The sequence below is a fragment of the Buchnera aphidicola (Nipponaphis monzeni) genome (assembly GCF_006741185.1).
GTDB lineage: Bacteria > Pseudomonadota > Gammaproteobacteria > Enterobacterales > Enterobacteriaceae > Buchnera_H > Buchnera_H aphidicola_T.
Map to the genome: position 1 here is coordinate 300,863 of NZ_AP019379.1, position 24,443 is coordinate 325,305.

Sequence of the window (24,443 nt, forward strand, 5' to 3'; positions counted from 1 at the left end):
AAAATTACTAACAAAATAAATATTTTTGTTAAAAAGGTATGTATTAAATTTAAAAAATATTTAATTATTAAATATATATTAGTTAATAAGTAACATTATAAATGTTGTATTTTATTAAAGTTTTTATTAAAAAATGCTATATTTATAGTATATATAGTGATATACGAAAAATTTTTTGTATGTTTAGTTTTTTTTTAAATGTTAAAATATTAAAAAATGAGTAGTTAAATAAATAATTAAATTAACAACATTTATCTATTATTAGGAACGAATTATTTTTTAAAATTTGTTTTTTAAAATTAAGGAAGTAGTTGTGAAAACTTATATAAATTCTTTGAAAGGTATGCATGATATTCTTCCAAAAAATATTTTTTTATGGAATTATATAGAAAGACAATTTAAAAAAATATTGAATAATTATTGTTTTAATGAAATAAAAATACCTATTCTAGAGGAGTCAAAATTATTTCAACGTACTATTGGTTATGGTACAGATATTATTGAAAAAGAAATGTATTCATTTGAAGATAAAAGTGGTAAACAGATTACTTTAAGACCAGAAGGCACAGTAGGATGTGCTAGATTAATTGTAGAAAATAATTTGTTACATTGTAATAAGGAACAAAAATTGTGGTATAGGGGCCCTATGTTTAGACGTGAACAGCCTCAAAAAGGTAGATTTCGTCAATTTCATCAAATAGGAGTTGAAGTATTTGGATTCACAAAACCAGAAGTAGAATTAGAATTAATTATGATAACTAAGAGATTCTGGGAAATATTAAACATTTATGATAATTTGACATTAGAAATAAATACTGTAGGATCATTTAAAGATCGTATGTTATATGAAAAAATTTTAGTTTCATTTTTCCAACAATACAAAAACGTATTAAATAAGAACGTTTTATTACAATTATCAAACAATCCTTTAAAAATTTTAGATAGTAAAGATTCCACGGTACAGAAAATATTACAAGAATCTCCAAATTTACAAGATTACTTAAATGATGATTCTATTGAGTATTTTAAAGATGTATGTTGTTTATTAGAAAAGATGAATATTAAATTTGTTATAAATAAACATTTAGTAAGAGGATTAGATTACTATAATGATGTTGTCTTTGAATGGAAAAGTAATTTATTAGGTGCACAAAAAACTATTTGTGCTGGCGGAAGATACGATGAATTAATACAAAAAATAGGAGGATATAGTACTCCTGCCGCTGGTTTTGCAATAGGGATAGAGCGATTAATTTTGTTAATACAAACATTAAATTTAGATAATAATATTACTAATGTTCATAATATTATTGATATAGGAATTATATTTATTGAACCTTGTCTAAAGATAGAATCTGTAAAAATAGCTGAAGAAATTAGAGAAGAATTTCCTAATCTCAGAGTTAAAAGTAATTTTTTTAACAAAAGTATTAAAAAAAAATTTCAATATGCAAATAAAATTAATGTTTATCTCATTTTGTTAATAGGTTTACAAGAATTTAATTCTAAATGTGTGGTGATTAAGAACTTAAAAACAAATAATCAAGAAAGTGTGCCTAGAAAAAATTTATTAAAAAAATTACATACATTTTTTTAAAATTTTAGTATATGTGTATCAAAATTTTAAGGATGTATTTGTTCATTTTTTAACAAATAATAAATAATAAATATGTTTATCTAAAATGCAGTTAGTTAAACTATTTTGATATTTGTACGATTTAATATATTTTTATTTGAAAACAATAATATTAAATAATACTTAAGTAGGCATAATTTTAAAAACAATTTTTTAATATTACTTAGAGGAAATAATGTTTAGCCAAAATATTAAAAATGAAGATCCTGACATATGGAAGATAATAGAACAAGAAAATGTTCGCCAAGAGCATCATATTGAACTAATTGCTTCAGAAAATTATGCAAGCATTGCTGTAATGCAAGCACAAGGATCACAATTAACTAACAAGTATGCAGAAGGTTATCCAAACTATCGTTATTACGGAGGTTGTAAATATGTAGATGATATAGAAAAAATTGCTATTGAGAGAGTAAAACAATTATTCAGTGTAGATTTTGCTAATGTTCAGCCACACTCGGGTACTCAAGCTAACTTTGCTGTATATACTGCATTGTTAAAACCTGGAGATTGTGTACTAGGTATGAGTTTATCACATGGTGGACATTTAACACATGGACATTCAGCTAATTTATCTGGAAAATTATATAAATTTATTTCATATGGTATTAATCATAAAGGAGAAATTGATTATAACCAAATTGAAAGGTTAGCTAAAAAATATAAACCTAAAATGATTGTAGGTGGATTTTCTGCCTATTCTGGTTTGTGTGATTGGAAAATCATGAGATATATTGCTGATAATGTAAAGGCGTACTTATTAGTAGATATGGCACACGTTGCAGGATTAGTATCTGCTAATTTGTACCCAAGTCCAATTCCTTATGCTCATATTGTAACCAGTACAACACATAAAACATTGGCTGGGCCTAGAGGGGGAATAATACTATCTAATGAAAAAGATACATTATTGTATAAAAAAATAAATTCATCTGTATTCCCGGGCAACCAAGGTGGACCATTAATGCATATTATTGCTGCTAAAGCAATAGCTTTTAAAGAAGCAATGTGCCCACAATTTAAAAATTATCAGTATCAAATTGTTAATAATGCTAAAGCTATGGTTAAAGTATTTTTAGATAAAGGTTATAATATTATTTCTGGTAATACTTTTAACCATCTGTTTTTAATAAATCTTACAAATAAAAATATTACAGGTAAAAAAGCAGATTTATTATTAAATGATGCAAATATTACAGTAAATAAAAATTCTATTCCTAATGATTTACAAAACCCTTTCGTTACCTCTGGTATTAGAATAGGTACCCCTGCAGTTACTCGTAGAGGTTTTAAAGAAAAAGAAGTTATAATTGTAGCTAATTGGATTGTTGATATTTTAAATGATCCTTACAATGTTCAAAATATACTAAGTATAAAAAATAAAGTATTAGAATTATGTTTAAAATATCCTGTTTATAAAAAAATTTAATTATTAGTTTTTTTAAAATCAGTTTATAAAAGTAATTACAATATCTCTCTTAAGAGAGATATTATTTTAGTAGTAATTTTACGATTAATAAACTTAATTTCATTATATAAATGTTAACAATTTTTTTTTGTTTGTTTATTTAATCGATATTAAAAAATATTGATAAAACTATTAAACATTTTATATAGTTTATTTGTACATATTTTTTTTTTGAAATAAGGTACCTCTCCTAACAAACAAGATTTTAAATACATTTTAAGTGTATTTATATATTGTTGGCTAAATTGATTGTATGGATATATATGATTAGCAATCCATCCTATATAATTAACTTTTGTTTTTGTTATTGCTTCTTGTGTTAATATTGCATGATTAATACATCCTAATTTTATTCCTACTACTAAAATTACAGATAATTTTTCTCTATTAACCCAATCTGCGAAAGTTGTTGTATTTGTTAAAGGTGTGTACCATCCCCCTGCACCTTCTATAACTATCCAGTTAGCTTTTGATTTAATTAAATTTAATTTTTCTGACATAGTATCTAATTCGATAGGTTGGTTATACACAATACTTAATAAATGGGGAGGGCCTTCTTGTTTGAAACGAAATGGATTTAAACAATTATCAGGCAATTTAGTATTACTATATTGTTTTAATAAAATAATATCTTCATTTTTATTTTTAACGTTTAGATCAATAGTTTTACTTGAAGAAACTGGTTTATATCCTACAGTTTTATAACCTTTTTGTATGCCTATTCTAAGGATACAATTAGAAACTACAGTTTTACCTACATTAGTGTCTGTTCCAGTAATAAACCAAACATTTTTTTTCATAAAACCCTTAAAAAATTAATTATTTAAAAATTATTATTTTTATATATATAAAAAATTTCATATAAGTATGAGCTTATATCTTATAATATAAGAGTTTTAATAAAGCAATATTTAATCTTAAATAGTTGTAAACAAATCACTTTTTATACTTAATTTAATATAAATTACATTGTTAATATTAAAAAATTAATGTTTTTAGTGTTAAATATACAAAAAAATTATAATAATTATCTTATCCATAAGATAATTATTATTATAAATTTAAAATTAACAAAATATAAATGTTTTAAGTTAACAACAATTATTTTTTAACTATCATAAAAATAGTTATTTACAATAAATTTAATATAAATTGTTTTATAATTTTTTATAATAAATAAATATTTCTAAAATTATATATCTGCATTATAATATTTGTTATTTACTTCATTTATTGTTTTACTAAATAGCTGTCGTTGAAACGTATGTTTATTATTTAATAATAAATTGTTTTCAAAAGTGAGACCTAATTTTTTAAACAATTTAAAATCTTCTATTTTTTTTGGGTTACTTGTAGTTAATAATTTACAGCCATAAAAAATAGAATTTGCACCTGCCATAAAACACATTGCTTGCATTTCTTCGTTCATTTGATTTCGACCAGCAGATAATCTGATATATGATTGAGGCATCATAATACGGGCGATTGCAACAATACGTATGAATTCAAAAGAATCAATTTTTTCTATTTTTTCTAATGGAGTACCTTTTATTTGCACTAGCATGTTTATAGGAACACTTTCTGGAGGTTGAGGTAAATTAGCTAATTGCAATAACAATTCTTTTCGATCTTCTGTTTTTTCCCCTAATCCAATAATTCCTCCTGAGCATATTTTCATTCCAGAGTCTCTAACATTTTTAAGGGTATCTAACCTTTCTTGGTAACTTCTTGTGGTAATTACTTTATGATAGTATTTAGGAGAAGTATCTAAATTATGATTATAGAAATCAAGACCAGCTTGAGATAATTTTTTAGCTTGATATTTAGTTAAGCTACCTAATGTCATACAAGTTTCCATTCCTATTTTTTTAACTTTTTTAATAATATTTTCTAAATATGGAATATCTTTATCAGCAGGGTTTTTCCATGCTGCCCCTATACAAAAACGAGTAGATCCAGATTTCTTAGCATCGTATGCAGCTTTTAATATTTTTGTAATATTTAATAAATGTTCTTTTTTAATATCAGTTTTATATCTAGCACTTTGAGGGCAATATTTACAATCTTCAGGACATGATCCTGTTTTTATTGAAAGTAATGTACTGATTTGTATTATATTAGGATTAAAATTTTTTCGATGTACTATTTGCGCATGAAACATTAATTCTATAAAAGATGTTTTAAATAAAGTATCTACTTGTTTTATATTCCATTGCTTTTTTATTTTCATTGTTAAATTCCTAGTATTAAGTTAATAAAAGTTTATAATGTTATTTATAAGTAAAATGTGTTTATTTTATAAATTTTATGAAAAATTCTGATCAATTATTTGATTCAAAACATATTTGGCATCCTTATTCTTCAATGATTAATTCTAACATTCGTTTTACTGTAGTTTCAGCTAAAGGAATTTTATTAAAATTGAATACAGGTAAAACAATTATTGATGGAATGTCATCTTGGTGGGCTGCAATACATGGTTATAATCATACTAAATTAAATAGTGTTTTAAAACATCAAATTCAAAAAATGTCTCATGTGATGTTTGGAGGTATTACACATCCTCCTGCTATTTCTTTATGTAGAAAATTAATACAAATTACTCCTAGAAGTTTAGAATGTGTATTTTTGGCTGACTCAGGTTCCGTAGCAATTGAAATTGCAATGAAAATGGCATTACAATATTGGAAGTCCTTAGGAAAATTAAAAAAATTTTTCTTAACTATAAAAGGGGGATATCATGGAGATACTTTTTATGCTATGTCAATTTGCGATCCTCATCATTCTATGCATAGTATGTATCATAAATCTTTATTACCTAAGCATTTGTTTGCAGAAATTCCAAAATGTTCTTTTTCGGATAAATGGAATAAAAATGATATAAAATCTTTTTCAAATTTATTAAATAAAAATAAATCAACAATAGCAGCTATAATATTAGAACCTATAGTGCAAGGTGTGGGAGGTATGAACTTTTATCATCCTAATTATCTTAAGCAAGTAAAGAAATTTTCAGTAAAGTATGATATTCCTTTAATTTTAGATGAAATAGCTACTGGATTTGGTCGAACAGGAAAACTTTTTGCTTTTGAACATGCTAATATAGTTCCTGATATTTTATGTTTAGGAAAAGCACTAACTGGAGGTATGTTATCTTTATCAGCAGTATTGACTAATCGAAAAATTGCTAAAACAATTAGTATTGGAAAACCAGGTTATTTTATGCATGGACCTACTTTTATGGGAAATCCATTAGCTTGCGTTGTATCTCATGCTAGTATTAATTTATTATTAAATACTAATTGGCAACAAAAGATTAAACATATAGAACAACAATTAATATATCATTTAATTCCTTTACGTACTCATTTCAGAGTACGTGATGTAAGAGTTATTGGGGCTATTGGAGTTGTTGAATGTTTTAATAAAATTAATATTATTGCTATGCAAAAATTTTTTGTTGAACAAGGGGTATGGATTCGACCTTATAACAAAATTATTTATATAGTCCCTCCATATATTATTGATGAAGATTCTATTAACAAATTAACTAATGCTATTAAGCTATCTTTAAATAATACTAATTTGTTTTTTAGTAAAAATATATAAAATAAGTTTGTGTGTATAAATTTTGTTTTTTTTAAGTATATTAAATTGAATGTATTAAAGTCCATATAGGGTTGTTGCCAACAGGATAAGATCCTATTTTATTTAAATGACCTGTATTTAATTTAATTTCGTATAAAGTAAGATTATTAGATTTTTCTCCAGTCACTGCTAAATATTTTCCTAAATTATCAATATTAAATGAACGTGGTTGTTTCTCTGTAACATAATATTCTAAAATTTGAATTTTACCATTGTATTGATTTATTATGAAGGCTGTAATTATATTTGTTATTCTGTCACTTGCATATAAATAATTACCACAAGGAGTTATATGAATATCAGCTCCCCAACAATTACCTTTATAACTTTCAGGAAGAATCTTAATTCGCTGTACAAAATGTAACATATTCATTGCATTAGATAAAAACCACACGTCAATAGTACTATTTAATTCATTTATACTATATAAAATAGACTTAAATGGATGTAAGACTAAATGTCTAGGTCCAGATTTTTTTGTAACGTTGATTGCTGTTATTTTTTTTTCTAAAAAATTTTCATTTTTTAGGGAATTAAAAATTAATATTTGATCTGATTTAAGCGCAGTAGTTATAATAGTATTAGTGTTAATATATATAGAATAATGACATCCTTTAATATTAGTAATGGTATTTATTAATTTGTAAGGTAATCCATGTTTGTTTATTAAAAATATACTTATACATTCTCCATGATAAGAACTACAAAATAATAATGTTTTATCATTATTGAATGCAAGATGATTGGGAGCTCCTATTGTTGCTATTTCGTAAATTTTTTGTAATATTCCATCATCTAAAATTTTGTATACTATAATTTTTGGTATTGGTCGCACACCTGCATATAATAATTTTTTATTTTCGGAGATAATCAACGGTTGTGCTTGAGATTTAATTTTTATTTTTTGAATTGTTTGCAATGACAAATTGTTATCAATTTGTAACACTTGTATTTCTTCATCTAAATAATTAGATACGTAAATTATTTTTTTCATAAAATTGATTGCAATTCGCTGTTAAATTAATTTTTTAGTTGTTGTTAAAATGGTTTTTTGCTACAGCAACATATATTTTAAATTGTTTAATTTGTTTTGTAAGAATAAATATATTAAATTCAAATTATATTAACTGAATTTAATTTAATTTTATTCGATTTAATATTATAATACTTTGTATTATTTGGTAACATTGTTTAATGTCTAACATTAAATGATAAAAGTTTATTAGTGTTAATGTATTGTAGGTTAATTATAATTAGTTGTTATTTATTTAGTAACAAAAATATAATTATTAATTATATTTTTAAATTATATTAGTTTAATAAATTTTTATTATATAAATAAAAAAATTATATATATTAAAATATATGTTATATAAAACATATATTTTTTGAAAAACATTAAAAAATAGTTTATATATTTAATATACAAATGTTTCTTTAGAACATGTAAATACTAATTTCTTCTCTAAAAAAATAGATTTTTTTTATACAATATATACTATAAACAAAATTTTAAATTAACTATTTATTTAAATAATGTTAATTAATTAATAACTAATCAACATAAATTTTGAAAATTTATAATACCCTTTATATATAAAATATTTTTTATGTTGTATTTAGAATATTTCGATAAATTGTAGTTATTTATATATTTAATATACGCTCATATTTTTTAATTTTTTAACAAAATAAAATATCCAATTTATTCTTTTACATTCTTGGGGTAATTTGCGGTTAATCATTAAATAAACATTATTTTTGATCTTCCAACATTTAGGTTCTTTATTAATAGTTTTTATTAAGAATGATAAATTAATAGAATTATTTGTTTTAAATTTTATAAAACCTCCATTTTTATTTATTTTTATTGATTGGATACCTATTATTTTAGACATTAGTTGTATTTTTATTATCTTTATTAAATTTTTTGTTGTATTAGGTATTGTTCCAAACATATTAATTAATTGGGATTTAATTGTAACAAATTGTACAATATTATTTACATTAGAAATTAATCTATAAAAATATAATCTTTGATTCATGTCAGTGATATAATTTATAGGAAATATAGTAGAAATATTAAGTTCAATTTTAGGATTTAAATTTAATAGTGGTTCTAAAGATGTATTTTTATTTTTTTTAATATTTGTAATAGCAGTGTTTAAAAACTGAGTATATAAAGGATGCTTTATATTTTTTTTTATATGTCCACTTTGTTTTTTTCCTAAAAATTCACCAAATCCTCTAGTTTCTAAATCGTTTATAGACAATTTTAGTCCTGATCCAAATTTTGTATTAGAAATAATGGCTTGTAATCTTTTTTTTCCATTAATTGTTATTTTATTAATATTAGAAATAATTAACCAAGCATATGCTTGTTGGTAAGATCTACCTATTCTTCCTCTTATTTGATGTAGTTGGGATAATCCGAAATAATCAGCATTTGCTATAAAAATAGTGTTAACAGTAGGTATATCTATGCCTGTTTCAATAATTGTTGTACATATTAAAACATGAAATTTTTTTTGACAAAAGTCATTAATAATTTTTGTTAAAATATGTGCTTTCATTTTCCCATGTCCTACTACTATTTTAACTTCAGGAATTAATTTTGATAAATGTGATGCTATATTAAAAATTGTTTTAATTTCATTGTGTACATAATATACTTGTCCACCTCTTTTTACTTCTTTTAATATGTTGTTTCTAATTAATAAATCATTATAAACAATTATATAAGTTTTTATATTAAGTTTTTTATGTGGAGGTGTAGCAATAATAGATACTTTTTTTAGTCCGTTTATTACCATGTTTAAAGTGCGTGGGATAGGAGTTGCTGTTAATGTTAATATATCTATATCAATATATTTTTTAATAATTTGTTCTTTATGCTCTACTCCAAAGCGATGTTCTTCATCAATTATTAATAATCCTAAATTTTTCCATTTTATTTTTTCAAAAAGTAATTGATGTGTTCCTATTAATATATTTATATTACCTTCATTGACTAATTTAATAATTAATTTTTGTTGTTTTACTGTGTAAAATCTAGATAGTTGATCAACTATGATAGGCCATTTTGAAAATCTTTTTTTAAAATTATAAAGATGTTGTTGAACTAACAATAACGTAGGAGCCATTAAAACTACTTGTTTATTATTTAAAACAGCTATTAAAGCAGCTCTGATAGCTACTTCTGTTTTTCCAAATCCAACATCTCCACAAACAATCCTGTCCATAGGGTAAGGTTTATACATATCGTTTAATACTTCATGTATAGCAGTTTTTTGATCTATAGTAATTTGAAATTTAAAATCTTTAATGAATAGTTTATAAAATGTATTTTTTTTTTAAAAGCAAAACCTTTACTAGATTTTCTAGTAGAATATAGTTGTAATAATTTTATAGCTATACTATAAATTTTTTTAAATGTTTTTTCACACTGTTGTATCCAAGTATTGTTATTTAATTTGTTTAAAATTATATTTTTATTTTGTATACAGTTAGAATAATTATAAATTAAATGTAAATAGTAAACCGGAACATATAGTTTTGCTTTATTTGCATACAATATAACAAAATATTCAGTTAATATACCTGCTACATTTATGATTTTTAATCCTTTGTATTGACCTATACCGTGCTCTATATGTATAACTAATTGATTTGGTTCTATTTGTAATGAATTATTAATTGTTGAATGAAAAGTTGCAATTTTTTTTATAGAATCAAAATTGTTATTTGAAATTGTAAAATTACGTTTGCTGTCAATAGTTTTTAAAAAAAAATTACTATTTTTATGATTATTAAACATAAAATATGTTTCCATTTTTTATAAAATTAATTAAATAACAATATTATTAAATTAAAAAAATTTATTTTTTAAAGTATTTTTTAATATTTTTGTTGTAAAAATAATTTTATTTATAAAAATTTAATATCAAATATAGGTATATAAAAAGTTTAGAATACATTTTAATAAAAAAATTATATATTATTTTTTTAATTATTATATGAGGATAATATATATGTTATTTATTTTGATACTACTAGTATCAAGTATTATGCACATATAAAAAAATTTTTTTTAAAATTGTAAACAATGTAGTGGTATTAGTAAATAATATGTATCTATAGTTTTTAAATGTAAAATGTTTTTTATTTAATTAAATTATAGTATATAGTTAAAAATATTACTATATAATAAGTGTTATTTGTTATTTGTTATTTGTTATTTGTTATTTGATAAACTTATCATTTATAGTTTGAATAAATAATGTAATAAAATATTTTAAATATTTATTTATATTTTAAAAAATTAAATAAAAAAAATTTTGAATAATAAAAATGTACGTTATGTTTATTTTTTATGATTTTTTTATAAATAAGTGCATATATATATTATACTTGTAATAAACTTTTTTAACAAAAAACTTAATTTTTAAGTGATGATTGTATAATTTTTATTTTTTTTAGTATAATATTTTTATATTATATCATAATATATAAAGTATAAATTGTATTATCATTCTAATAAATGATCATTTTTATTTATATGATAAAATATATATGTTATACGATAATTTAATATATTTTAAATATAAATGTTGTATTTACATATAAAATAAATTTGACTAACAATAATTGATAACAAAAAATTATGTATTTTACACTTTTTTTTAAAAAAATTAATTATGATATGTTATGTTTTGCTATTTTGAATAATTTCAAATTCAATTATTGAAGTAAGGTGTAAATAAATAAGTCAAATTTATTTTTCAAAATACGCACAGACATATTGTGACAATAGTGTTTTTTATATTTAACAATTATCAATTATTAAAGTATATAATTTTTTATTTTAATGTTATTAAAAGATATAATAGTCAATATATTATTAGTTTAAATACTTTATCAATTATTTTCTGTATGAAATATTTTTTAATAATTTGTACTAAGTAATTTTTTTATTAATATAAAATATGTGTATACAATTAATAATTTTTATATAAGATTATTTGTTTATTAGTTAATGAAAGCTAAAAAAGTATATAGTTATTATTCAATTCATTGAATAATAACTATATATATTATATACTAAAAAGAAATGTAGATATGCACATGTAATACGAAAATAGAATTTTTTCTTAAACAAATAAAAATTTCTATATACGACAATTATATACGTGCTTTTATTTAATGAGTTAATTTTTAAATAATACTTATTTTGAAAAATTGATTTTTTAAGTTAAAAATTTGTTAATAAAAATATTATTACGTTGTAAAAAATCATTTGTTTGTAAAATAAAATGCTTTAATGTAAAAAAATTTTCAACATAAAAAATATACTAATTTTTAGTTTTAAAATAGTTATTGTTATTTTTTATTAACATTAAAGACTATACATCAAATAGTATTAAATTTTTAATTTTTAATACATACAGTAATTTTTAAAACATTTCTTTTGATTAATAAATATTTTTTACGAATAATTTATATATAAATGTAATATACAAAATATTTTGGTGGTTGTATGATAATTAGAGTTGGAATTAACGGGTTTGGCCGTATAGGTAGAATAGTATTTAGAATGGCTCAGTATAGATCTAATATTGAAATTGTAGCGATTAATGATTTATTAACTCCTGAATACATAGCTTATATGTTGAAATATGATTCTATACATGGAAGATTTAATGGATCTATTGAAGTAAAAGGTAATCACATAATTGTTAATCAAAAAAGTATTCTGATATCATCAGAAAAAAATCCACTAAATTTGTCATGGGGTAAATTATCTGTAGATGTAGTAATAGAATCTACTGGATTATTTCTAACAAAAGAAAAAGCTAATTGTCATTTATTAGCTGGAGCTAATAAAGTAGTACTTACTGGTCCATCTCAAGATGATATACCTATGTTTGTAAAAGGTGCTAATTTTTCTAAATATAATAATGAAAATATCGTATCTAATGCATCTTGTACTACAAATTGTTTAGCGCCTATTGCTAAGGTAATCAACGATGAATTTGGAATTATAGAAGGATTAATGACTACTGTTCATGCAACTACTGCAACACAAAAAACTGTTGATGGTCCTTCTATTAAAGATTGGAGAGGAGGTAGATGTGCTATACAAAATATCATACCTTCTACTACTGGAGCTGCAAGAGCAGTGGGAAAAGTATTACCTGAATTAAATGGAAAATTAACAGGAATAGCATTTAGAGTTCCAATAGCTAATGTTTCAGTAGTAGATTTAACTTTTCGTCAAAAAAAATCTGCTACATATGAAGATGTATGTCAAGTTATCAAATTTGCATCACAAAATGATATGAAAGGTATTATCACATACGTTGCAGATGAAGTTGTTTCTACAGATTTTAATGGATCAGAAGCTACATCAATTTTTGATTCTAAAGCTGGATTATCATTAAACAAAAATTTTATGAAATTAGTATCCTGGTATGATAATGAAACAGGATATTCTAGTAAAGTATTAGATTTAGTTACATTTATTATGAACTAATTGTTTGATACTTAACGTAGAAATTTTAATTAAAATTAATTGAAATTTTATAAAATATACATTAAAAAATTATATTGTAATATTAAATAAATTTTTTAGGCGGTGTTGATATTACATAGACACTGCCAAAAGTTTCTGATATAAAGGCAATTTATTGAATGTAATATATTTTTTTAATATTATATAACGTAAAATTAATAATTTTAAAATATTTAACATATATATTAAATATTGCATTTTGTATTAAAATTGTTTAATTAACGTAATTGATTTTTTTAATCATAAAAATATGTATTTTTTTACAAATGTTTTTTATGTAAGATATTGAATATTTTTTTAAAAATTATTTATTTTTTAACGTTTCTAATTCTAAAAAAATTTGTTTTATCCATTGTTTTATTCTTGTAGTGGTTTTATCTTGTTGTCTATCTTCATCAATAACTAATCCTACAAAATAATTTTTATCAAGCAGTGCCTTAGATTGTTGAAAAAAATATCCTGTTTTAGGCCATTTACCAATTATGTATCCTTTATTATTTTTAATAATTTGGTATATTTCATTCATAGCATCACAAAAATAATCAGAATAATCTTCTTGGTCTCCACAACCAAATAATGCTACTATTTTATTTTCAAAATTAATTTTTTTAAAAATTGGTAAAAAATCATCCCAATCAGATTGCAATTCTCCATAATACCACGTAGGTACTCCAAAAATTAAAAAATTAAAAGATGTAATTTGTTTTCCAGAAGTGTTAGATATATCAAATACTTGTGATTGTATTGGATAAATATTATTGGAAATTAATTTTGCAACTTTTTCTGTATTACCAGTATCACTTCCAAAAAAAATACCTACATTATTCATTATGATATCCTTCAAAAATTAAATAGTTTTATTTTTAATAAAATATTGAATAAATTATTAAAAAATTATTTGTTAAAAAATAAATTAATAAAAAAATTACTTGTACGTAAAAAATTACTTTTTAATATTTAATTTATTTTGTCGATTTAAAATTTAATTTCAACATGATTTTTTTAATAGTATTGGTTAGTATTTATATTTTTTAATATATAATATTTATTATTATTTGTTGCTATTAATATTATATTTAGTAATACTTAAAAAAGTTTATTACCAATACTAAAAAATTGAATTTAAATAAAATATTTATAATATTTACGAAGTAAAGATTAATCATATGTATGATGTGTTATGTAAATGTATTGTACACTATTAATATAATAAAATATTTTTTTTATTTCAAAATAATATATTATGTGGATATTTTTATGTATGTTAATTTGATTTGGTTTAGAAATGATTTGAGAACTCTTGAAAATCCAGCTGTATCTGCTGCTTGTCAAAATAATACTTTTAAAGTGATAGCAATTTATATTGCAACTCCAAATCAATGGAGAAGCCATCATATGGCACCTAAACAAGCTGCTTTTATTTATCATAATCTTATATCTTTAAAAAATGAATTAGTACATTTTGATATAAAATTATACACTCACCAATCTAGTACTTTTTTGAATGCTGCATTATATTTTATAAAATTTTGCTTAAAACATGATGTAAAAAATGTTTTTTACAATTATGAATATATGTTAAATGAATGTGAGAGAGATAATCTTGTAAAAAAACATTTACATAGAAAAAAAATATTTATGTATGGGTTTCATGGTAGTATGTTACTATCACCACATGTTGTTAAAAATAAAAAAAATAAAACGTATCAAGTTTATTCTCCATTTAAAAAGTGTGTATTAAAACATTTAAAACAATTAAATTTAGCATCTCCAATGTTGCTAAAAAAAAATATTAAATATAAAAAAATGTTAACAATTCGTCCATTTTGTTATCCAATGGAAGAATTTGATCAAACGATTTTCCCAATAGGTGAAAAAAGAGCTTTATATCGCCTAAAAATATTTTGCACAAATAAAATAATAAGATATGGACTTCATAGGAATTTTCCCTATTTGACTAGTACTAGTTTGTTATCACCTTATTTATCTATAGGAGTTTTGTCTCCTATACAATGTTTAAAGTATATTTTAAAAAAAGTACCAAATGTATTTTCTTTAAGTAAAAAATGTACTTGGTTGAACGAAATCATTTGGAGAGAGTTTTATTATTATTTAATAGCTTCTTATCCTATTTTAAGTAAAAATCAATCTATTAAAAAATGGACTGAAAAAATACCTTGGAAAAATAACAATATTTATTTAGAAGCATGGAAAAAAGGTAATACAGGATTTCCTATAATTGATGCAGGAATGCGACAATTAAATACACTAGGATGGATGCATAATAGATTACGTATGATTACTGCTAGTTTTTTAGTTAAAAATTTATTCATTGATTGGAGATTAGGTCATAATTATTTTATGTCAAAATTAATTGATGGTAATTTTGCATCTAATAATGGAAATTGGCAATGGATATCTTCTACAGGCTATAATAGTACTCCTTATTTTAGAATATTTAATCCAGAAATACAATCAAAAAAATTTGATTGTTTAGGAAAATTTATACTTCAATATATACCTGAACTAAAAAAAATTCCAATTTCTGAAATTCATAACCCTCATGCTTGGATTATTAAAAATAAAGTTAATTTTAATTATCCCGCTCCAATTATTAATTATAAATTATCTCGAAAAAATAATTTATCTGTTTTTATTAAAACGTATAACATTCACTATAAATAAAATATATGAATAATCAGGAACTTGAAAATATTATTAATAAAGAACTATCTTCTTCGAAATATCAAGATTCATGTCCTAATGGATTGCAAGTCGAAGGGCAATTTCAAATAAAAAAAATTATTACAGGAGTGACAGCATGTCAGAAATTTTTAAATGTAGCAGTAAAATGTAAAGCTGATACTGTAATTGTTCATCATGGTTTTTTTTGGAAAAATGATCCTTTAGTTATTAAAGGATTATATAGAAAAAGATTTAAAACTGTACTTTGTAATGATATAAATTTATATTGTTGGCATATGCCATTAGATAATCATAAAAAATTAGGCAATAATATTCAAATTGCTAAAAAATTAGATATCAGTATTCAAGGAGAAATTATTCCATTTTTATGGTGGGGTTATTTTAAAAAACCAATTTCATACAATGCATTAAAATATAAAATTTTTACAAAATTTAATAGAATGCCTTTTTACTATAGCGCAAATAAAATACCTATAATTAAAAAAATTGCTTGGTGTAGCGGAAAAGGTCAAAGTTTTATTCATGCGGCTGCTTGTTTTGGAGTTGATGCATTTTTAACAGGAGAAATATCAGAAGAGACAATTCATTTTATCAGAGAATATAAATTACATTTTTTTTCTGCAGGGCATCATGCAACTGAAAAATATGGTGTAGAAGCGCTTGGAAATTGGTTGTCAAACGAATATTGTTTGAATGTTAAATTTGTAAATATTGAAAACCCTATATAATTAATAAACATAAATTATTTGTTAAAATTACTAAAAAATTTTTTTAATATAATTAAAATACATTATTTTATTAAAAAAAAATTTATAGGATGTACAAAATTACTTATTTGTATATGGAAATATTGTTTCAAACAAAAAATTTGTTACATGAATAATATTTGTATTATAGAAATTAAATTATTATTATTTATAACAAATACTAATTTTATTACTATAAATATAAATTTAAACATTACTTAATAATTAATATATTAATTATATTGCTTATATACTTAACTGAATAAACACATTAATTAAACGATGATAATTATAATTATTTTTTAAATGTTGTTTTAATCATGTTGTAACTTTAATGAATTTATTATGTTTATATGTTAAGAGGTATTTTATGTACAAAAAATTAATGAAAATATGGATGAATACTAGTTGGATTAATAGTAATAACCAATCTTATATAGAAGATGTATATAAAGATGATTGTTTAAAAGATAATTTTTTTAAAAAAACTCAAGATTATTTAATTCATTGTACGAATGTTAATATATTAGATAACAATAATTTAATTGAAAAAAAAAATCAAATCTTGATAATGATAAATAATTTTAGAATGTACGGACATCTTATAGCTAAGACAAATCCTTTGTCACTAAATGATAATATAAAGTTTAAAAATTTAGAATTATCATTTTATGATTTTAATCAGGTTGATTTTAGTAATATTGTTTTAATAAATTTTTTTAAAAAAAAAATATCTAAATTTTCACAATTTACGAATTTTTATTCAATATTGAAAGATATTTATTGTTCGTCTATTGGTTTTGAATATATGTATATAAATAATTTTCGAGAAGTACAATGGATACAAAATCATATAGAACATAAATCTAAATTTTTTGAACATAATGCTATTAAAAAAATAGAAATATTAAAAAATATTATTTATGCCGAAAATTTTGAAAAATATTTACATTACAAATTTCCTGGGGCTAAAAGATTTTCTTTAGAAGGATCAGACGTATTAATTCCAATGTTACAAGAGATAATTAATTATTCTAAAAAAAATTCTATTTTCAAAATTGTTATAGGAATGGCTCATAGAGGTAGGTTAAATGTATTAATTAACGTTTTAAAAAAAGGATTAAAAGAATTATTTAATGAATTTCATGATAACAAAGTCTGTACTACTAGAAGTGATGATGTAAAATACCATAAGGGATTTAACTATAAAATAATTGGAAAAACATACGCTATAGATTTGACTTTACAATCTAATCCTTCTCATTTAGAATTTGTAAATCCAGTAATCATGGGTGTGTTAAGAGGATATTTAGAGTCCAATAAAAATATAAATAGTAAGCAAGTATTACCTATTATGATACATGGGGATGCTGCCATTACGGGTCAAGGAGTAGTTCAAGAAACGTTGAATATGTCTCAAACAAAAGGTTATAGTGTAGGAGGTACTGTTCATATCGTTATTAACAATCAAATTGGTTTTACCACTTCAAATGTTAAAAATTTAAGATCTAGTAATTATTGTACTGATATAGCAAAGATGATATCTGCACCTGTATTTCATGTTAATGCTGATGATCCCGAAGCAGCAATTTTTGTTATACAATTAGCTGTATTGTATCGGTCTACTTTTAATAAAGATGTTTTTGTTGATTTAGTATCTTATCGTAGACATGGACATAATGAATCAGACGATCCTTCAGTCACTCAACCAAAATTATATTCTATAATTCAAAAACATCTTTCAGTACAAAATATTTATTGTAAAAAATTAGAAAAATTAAAAATTTTAAATTCTAGTTTTGTAGATTTAACAATTCAAAAATATAGAAAATTTTTAGATTCTGCTTATTTTCCGAGTAATAAGAAAGAAAATATAGCGATGGAATCAACAACTTATAGTATGATTAATAAAAAAAATAAATGTTTTTTTACATCAGAAAATATACAAATTAATACTTTGTCTAAATTAGCAAATATTATTAACACGATTCCTAATTCTATAAATGTACATTTAAAAGTTAAAAATATTTATTTAGAAAGATTGAAAATGGCTAGAGGTGAATCAAATTTCGATTGGGGAGCTTCTGAAACATTAGCATATGCTACTTTGATTCAACAAGGTATTTCTTGTAGATTATCAGGAGAAGATGTAGGTAGAGGTACTTTTTTTCATAGACATGTTGTTATTTGTGATCAAATAACTAATGAAAAGTACATACCATTAAATAATATTTGTTCATCTACAAGTAAATTTTACATCTGTAACTCTGTTTTATCTGAAACGTCAGTTTTAGCTTTTGAATATGGTTATGCATCTGAAGCAAAGAAAACATTAACAATTTGGGAAGCTCAATTTGGAGATTTTTCTAATGTAGCCCAAGTGATCATTGATCAATTCATTAGTTCTGGAGAGCAAAAATGGAATAATTTATGTAATTTAGTAATTTTATTACCACATGGTTATGAAGGGCAAGGTCCAGAACATTCTTCAGCTAGATTAGAGCGTTTTTTACAATTGTGTGCTCAAAAAAATATGCACATTACTGTTCCTACCACTTCTGCGCAAATGTACCATCTACTTCGTAGACAAATATTAAATAAAATATTGAAACCTTTAATCATTTTTACTCCTAAATCAATGTTAAGAAATCCTATTACTTTTTCAAGTTTAAAAGAGCTGTCTACAGGTTGTTTTAAAGAAATATTCAATGAAATAGATAAATTTGATATTAACATGATCAATAAAATAATTTTTTGTACGGGGAAATTTTATTTTGATTTATTAATAGCAAGAAGGCAACATAATATAAATAAGATTGTAATCATTAGAATTGAAGAACTATATCCATTTCCTAAAAATTTTATATTAAAAGCAATTTTTCCTTTTTTACATGTAAAAAATTTTATTTGGTGTCAAGAAGAACCTTTAAATCAGGGAGCTTGGTTATATGTACAAACATACTTAAAGCAAATTATGCCATTAAACTCTTCTTTGAGTTGTGTATGTCGTCCTTCCAGTGCAGCGCCTGCAGTCGGTTCTAATAGAATTCATAATTATGAACAGCAATGTATTGTTAAAGAAGCATTAAATTTATCGTTTTAATAAGTAGAGGGATATGAATGAATAAAGATATTGTGCATATATATGCACCAGAATTACCTGAATCAACTATAAATGCTACAGTTATTAATTGGTATAAAAAAAAGGGGGAACAGGTTTATTGTGATGAAATATTAGTTGACATTGAAACAGATAAAATTGTTCTTGAAGTTTCTGCTACATCTAATGGTATTTTAGACAAAATTTTAAAAAAAAAGGGAGAAAAAATATTATCTAAAGAATTATTAGGTATTATTCATTTAATTAAAAATAGTAACGAAATAAATAATAAATTGTTAATAGAAAATAAAAAAAACAATTCTACATTAATTAAAAATAGAATTTTTAGTCCAAAATTAAGAAGATTTACTAAACATGAGAAATTAAAAATAAATAAAGTTATGCAAGAAAGTGATATTAATCATATTTCTGTTTTTGTTCCTAATCAATGTACTGATAAAAAAAAAATAAACGACAGTAACAAATATTTACCTATAAAACAAAAGGATAATACAAGAACAATTAATCGAGTACCAATGAGTCAGTTAAGAAAGTGTATTTCTAAGAGATTAGTAGCGGCAACAAATAACATGGCTATGTTAACAACTTTTAATGAAGTAAATATGCAATCGATAATACAATTGAAGAAAAAATATAGTGATGTATTTGAAAAAACACATAGTATTAAGCTAGGATTAACATCTTTTTTTGTAAAAGCAGTAGTTGAAGCATTAAAAATTTTTCCAAAAATGAATGCATCAATTGATGGTGAAGAAATTATATATTACAATTACTTTGATATAAGTATTGCTATGTCAACTAATAGGGGTTTAGTGACTCCAGTATTAAAAAATGTTGATTTTATGAATATCTGCGATATAGAAAAAGAAATCAAAAGTTTTAAACTGAAAGCAAATAATAAAAAATTGTTAATTGACGATTTGACAGGTGGTAATTTCACCATTACTAATGGTGGAATTTTTGGTTCTCTTTTTTCTACTCCAATTATTAATCCTCCACAAACAGCTATTTTAGGGTTACATACAATTCAAAATAGACCTATAGCTATTAACAAAAACGACATGCGAATATTACCAATGATGTACTTAGCTTTATCTTATGATCATCGATTAATAGATGGAGAAGATGCTATTAAATTTTTAAAAAAGATAAAAGAAATCATTGAAGATTATTCTAGAATAATTCTAAATGTTTAAAATTGAGATATTTTTTGTTATTATATATTAGTATTTTTTAAAAACAAATATACGTATTATTTGTATTAAATTATATAAATGTTTACATATTGTTAATAAAACAATTTATAGGTAACAATTTAAAAAAATATTACTATAAATTACTAATTTTATTATTATAATATGTAAATATTTTATGTATTATAATAATTGTTAAAAAAATAGAATATTAAATTTATGATCTCAAATTTTTTATTTTTTATAACATATTTATATAATAATTAAATAATAAAAGCATTTATAAAAAAATATTATGTATTTAGTGTTTTATTTGCATGAATAATTGCATCATTTATATTCAAAAATATTTATATAGAGTTTTTTGTTTAAAATAGTATTTTAAATTATTAATATAATATGCAGTATATTTTGATATCTAAAACATTAATAAAATATATTTTTTGTTATAAGGTATTTAAAATGAATAAAAAAGTAGTATTAATTAGACACGGAGAAAGTTTGTGGAATAAATTAAATAAATTTACAGGTTGGACAGATATAGAATTATCTGAAAAGGGAATATTAGAAGCAGTTAACGCTGCTTATAAATTATCTAATCAAAATTTTATTTTTGATATAGCTTATACTTCTTATTTAAAAAGAGCTATACATACTTTATGGATTATTTTAAAAAAAATTAATCATTCTTGGATTCCTGTAAATAAAACTTGGAAGTTAAACGAAAGACATTATGGAGCTCTTCAAGGATTAAATAAAGATACGACCGCTTTACAATATGGGGAAAAAGAAGTTTATTTATGGAGACGAAGTTTTATTGCTATACCTCCTAAAGTACAATTGTCTAGTAAATTTTTCCCTGGAAATGATGTTAAGTATTTACATGTAAATCCTAATATTTTACCAACTTCTGAAAGTTTACAATGTACACAAAATAGAGTAATACCATATTGGAAAAAAATAATTACAAAAACATTAAAACAAAATAAAAGAATTTTAATAGTTGCTCATGGGAATTCTTTAAGAGCATTAATTAAATATCTCAATAAAATAGATGATGAAAAAGTTGTTAATTTGGATATACCAACTGGACATCCTATTATTTATGAATTTGATGAAAATTTCAAACCTTTACAATATTACTTTTTGTAATAGTTTTATTATTTTTGGTAAAAATATCATTGTATAATAAATGTGAATACAAAATTTATATATTAATTAATAATATAATCATTACTAATTTTTAATAATTTTGTAAATATACTAGTTGTTGTTATCACACATTGTGATAAAAAAATTAAATAAAAAATAATAGATAATTATTTACATCTCATTATTAATTAAAGTAATTAATAATGATATGTAAATTTCTTTTTTTAAAATAAGATTATGTCAATATCAGAGATTTTTTTAAAGAAATATATGCATATATTTAATATATGTTTGATATAATTTAAAATTAAAGTTTAATTTCATCGATATCTTTATTAAAAGATACTATACTGTGTGTTTAAAATAAACGTACTATTATTTAAATATAAAATAATTACTTATGTAGGAATACTATGATAAAAAAAATAGGAGTACTAACTAGTGGAGGAGATGCTCCAGGGATGAATGCAGCTATTAGAGGGGTTGTTAGAACAGCATTAAGTAATGATTTAGAAATATTTGGAATTAATGATGGATATTTAGGATTATTTAAAGATAAAATATTTAAATTAAATAGATTTAGTGTTTCTGATGTGATTAATAAAGGTGGTACATTTCTTGGTTCAGCTCGATTTTCACCTTTTAAAATATACAATAATAGACAAATTGCAATTAAAAATATGAAAAAAAGAGATATTAATGCGCTAATTGTTATAGGAGGTGATGGTTCTTATATTGGTGCTCAAAAATTAACTGAAATGGGTTTTGCTTGTATTAGTATTCCAGGAACGATAGATAACGATGTAGTAGGAACAGATTATAGTATAGGGTATTTTACAGCATTAGAAACAATTGTAAAATGTATTGACAAATTAAGAGATACTTCATCATCTCATCAAAGAATATCTATAGTTGAAATTATGGGAAGGCAGTGTGGAGATTTAACATTAGCAGCAGCTATTGCTGGAGGATGCGAATTTATAGTGTTGCCAGAAGTCAATTATGATAAAAAAGAATTGCTAAAAGAAATAAAAAAAGGTATTAATAAAGGGAAAAAGCATGCAATCGTTGCTATTACTGAGTACATTTGCAATGTTACAGAATTAGCAAAATATATTGAAAAAGAAACACAGAGAGAAACTAGAGCAACTATTTTAGGACATATTCAAAGAGGAGGATCCCCTGTAGTATATGATAGAATTTTAGCGTCTAGAATGGGGGCATATTCTGTAGAATTACTATTAAAAGGTTACAAAAGTAGATGTATAGGTATCAAAAATGAAAAATTAGTACATTATGATATAAAATTTGCATTAAAAAATTTAAAAAAAAATTTTAAATCAGATTGGTTAAAGACAGCTAAAACACTTTTTTAAAAGATATGTATCAATTTCTTTCTTAAAAATTTTATATTTAAATTATATAATTATGTGTTAATGATAATTAAATGTTTATTTATAATATTATCATAAAATGTAATAATATAAATGCATTTAAAAAAATCAAATACTAATTTTTATATAAATTATTAGTATAAGGATTGATTTGACTAATTTATATTCTTTTATGTACATATTTATGTATAAACAATGTATAAACATTAATAAATATTATTTATGAAAGTTAACTACTTGTTTATAAACAATTTTATTATAAATAAGTTTAAACTTTTTAATAATATTTTTAATTATTTTTAGAAATTTTGTGATATAAAAGTTCTTTATTTTGTGTTGATGTTTTAATCAATGAAATAGTTATTTTTTAAAATTTACATATTGTTAACTAATATCCCATTATTTAAATGATATTTTTTAAATGCGTATAAATATTTTTTGCATTAATGTAATAATTTTAGCATTTAAAATATAAAATTTAATATTTAATTTTTTTTTAAAAGAAACACATTTTATTAACATTTTATTAATTTTAATAAAAATTAATTTGTTAATATTAGTAAATCATTTTAAATTTCTTAAGTATAAACATTTACACTTTTTAAGTATTAATATATTTATATTTACAAATATTGTTTAATAACATTAACTAATATTTCATTATACTTTAGTATATGAATTATTTGCTAAAACATTTGTTTCTTCAATTAAAAATAAATAATTTTTTTTGAAATATTATAAATTTTTAATTTTAAAATATCAATTTTTGATATTTATGTCAATAGATTATTACTTCAAGAACTTTTTT

General features: G+C 22.1%; 16 protein-coding genes. 10 read left to right on the forward strand and 6 right to left on the reverse strand.

Features of this window, described 5'->3' with window-relative positions; all coding sequences use genetic code 11:
* Positions 1-313: 313 nt before the first annotated feature.
* Together hisS and glyA are read left to right on the forward strand one after the other, a co-directional pair.
* The gene (hisS, locus tag BUCNMO_RS01190) at positions 314-1,597 is read left to right on the forward strand and encodes a histidine--tRNA ligase (protein WP_158344853.1); all 1,284 of its coding nucleotides are present in this window, start codon (positions 314-316) and stop codon (positions 1,595-1,597) included.
* Between the two features lie 214 nt (positions 1,598-1,811).
* On the forward strand, positions 1,812-3,065 hold the full coding sequence (glyA, locus tag BUCNMO_RS01195; protein WP_158344855.1) for a serine hydroxymethyltransferase: 1,254 nt from the start codon (positions 1,812-1,814) through the stop codon (positions 3,063-3,065).
* Positions 3,066-3,214: 149 nt separating this feature from the next.
* Here the strand turns inward: glyA and bioD are convergent, their stop codons facing one another.
* Together bioD and bioB are read right to left on the reverse strand one after the other, a co-directional pair.
* A complete protein-coding gene (bioD, locus tag BUCNMO_RS01200; RefSeq protein WP_158344857.1) occupies positions 3,215-3,904 on the reverse strand; it encodes a dethiobiotin synthase in 690 nt (229 codons plus the stop codon).
* A gap of 392 nt (positions 3,905-4,296) precedes the next feature.
* Positions 4,297-5,334 carry a biotin synthase BioB gene (gene bioB / locus BUCNMO_RS01205; RefSeq protein ID WP_158344859.1) on the reverse strand — a complete coding sequence of 346 codons (1,038 nt, stop codon included), beginning with the start codon at positions 5,332-5,334 and terminating at the stop codon, positions 4,297-4,299.
* 77 nt (positions 5,335-5,411) lie between these two features.
* Here bioB and bioA point away from each other — a divergent pair, with 77 nt between their 5' ends.
* A complete protein-coding gene (bioA, locus tag BUCNMO_RS01210; RefSeq protein ID WP_158344861.1) occupies positions 5,412-6,713 on the forward strand; it encodes an adenosylmethionine--8-amino-7-oxononanoate transaminase in 1,302 nt (433 codons plus the stop codon).
* Between the two features lie 40 nt (positions 6,714-6,753).
* Here bioA and BUCNMO_RS01215 read toward each other — a convergent pair whose 3' ends face one another.
* The 3 genes from BUCNMO_RS01215 to BUCNMO_RS01225 all read right to left on the reverse strand — a co-directional run bounded on the left by BUCNMO_RS01215 (position 6,754) and on the right by BUCNMO_RS01225 (position 10,569).
* Positions 6,754-7,746: a beta-propeller fold lactonase family protein gene (locus BUCNMO_RS01215; RefSeq protein ID WP_158344863.1), complete on the reverse strand. Its 993-nt coding sequence runs from the start codon at positions 7,744-7,746 to the stop codon at positions 6,754-6,756.
* Positions 7,747-8,407: 661 nt separating this feature from the next.
* Positions 8,408-10,012, reverse strand: coding sequence for a DEAD/DEAH box helicase (locus BUCNMO_RS01220; RefSeq protein ID WP_232037623.1), 1,605 nt, complete (start codon positions 10,010-10,012; stop codon positions 8,408-8,410).
* A gap of 35 nt (positions 10,013-10,047) precedes the next feature.
* The gene (locus BUCNMO_RS01225) at positions 10,048-10,569 is read right to left on the reverse strand and encodes a CarD family transcriptional regulator (RefSeq protein ID WP_160118321.1); all 522 of its coding nucleotides are present in this window, start codon (positions 10,567-10,569) and stop codon (positions 10,048-10,050) included.
* Positions 10,570-12,288: 1,719 nt separating this feature from the next.
* Here BUCNMO_RS01225 and gap point away from each other — a divergent pair.
* Positions 12,289-13,284, forward strand: coding sequence for a type I glyceraldehyde-3-phosphate dehydrogenase (gap, locus tag BUCNMO_RS01230; RefSeq protein ID WP_158344869.1), 996 nt, complete (start codon positions 12,289-12,291; stop codon positions 13,282-13,284).
* A 343-nt stretch (positions 13,285-13,627) separates the two neighbouring features.
* Here gap and fldA read toward each other — a convergent pair whose 3' ends face one another.
* Positions 13,628-14,152: a flavodoxin FldA gene (gene fldA / locus BUCNMO_RS01235; RefSeq protein ID WP_158344871.1), complete on the reverse strand. Its 525-nt coding sequence runs from the start codon at positions 14,150-14,152 to the stop codon at positions 13,628-13,630.
* 428 nt (positions 14,153-14,580) lie between these two features.
* On the opposite strand from fldA, the gene phrB reads away from it, so the two are divergent.
* The 6 genes from phrB (at position 14,581) to pfkA (ending at position 23,617) form a co-directional block, all read left to right on the forward strand.
* Entirely contained in the window at positions 14,581-16,008 is a 1,428-nt protein-coding gene (gene phrB / locus BUCNMO_RS01240) for a deoxyribodipyrimidine photo-lyase (protein ID WP_158344873.1), read from the forward strand.
* A gap of 5 nt (positions 16,009-16,013) precedes the next feature.
* Positions 16,014-16,757 carry a Nif3-like dinuclear metal center hexameric protein gene (locus BUCNMO_RS01245; RefSeq protein WP_158344875.1) on the forward strand — a complete coding sequence of 248 codons (744 nt, stop codon included), beginning with the start codon at positions 16,014-16,016 and terminating at the stop codon, positions 16,755-16,757.
* A 388-nt stretch (positions 16,758-17,145) separates the two neighbouring features.
* Positions 17,146-19,878 carry a 2-oxoglutarate dehydrogenase E1 component gene (locus tag BUCNMO_RS01250; RefSeq protein ID WP_158344877.1) on the forward strand — a complete coding sequence of 911 codons (2,733 nt, stop codon included), beginning with the start codon at positions 17,146-17,148 and terminating at the stop codon, positions 19,876-19,878.
* 17 nt (positions 19,879-19,895) lie between these two features.
* Positions 19,896-21,092: a dihydrolipoyllysine-residue succinyltransferase gene (sucB, locus tag BUCNMO_RS01255; protein WP_158344879.1), complete on the forward strand. Its 1,197-nt coding sequence runs from the start codon at positions 19,896-19,898 to the stop codon at positions 21,090-21,092.
* A gap of 459 nt (positions 21,093-21,551) precedes the next feature.
* Positions 21,552-22,241 carry a 2,3-diphosphoglycerate-dependent phosphoglycerate mutase gene (gene gpmA / locus BUCNMO_RS01260; RefSeq protein WP_158344881.1) on the forward strand — a complete coding sequence of 230 codons (690 nt, stop codon included), beginning with the start codon at positions 21,552-21,554 and terminating at the stop codon, positions 22,239-22,241.
* A gap of 413 nt (positions 22,242-22,654) precedes the next feature.
* The gene (pfkA, locus tag BUCNMO_RS01265) at positions 22,655-23,617 is read left to right on the forward strand and encodes a 6-phosphofructokinase (protein ID WP_158344883.1); all 963 of its coding nucleotides are present in this window, start codon (positions 22,655-22,657) and stop codon (positions 23,615-23,617) included.
* Positions 23,618-24,443 lie beyond the last annotated feature (826 nt).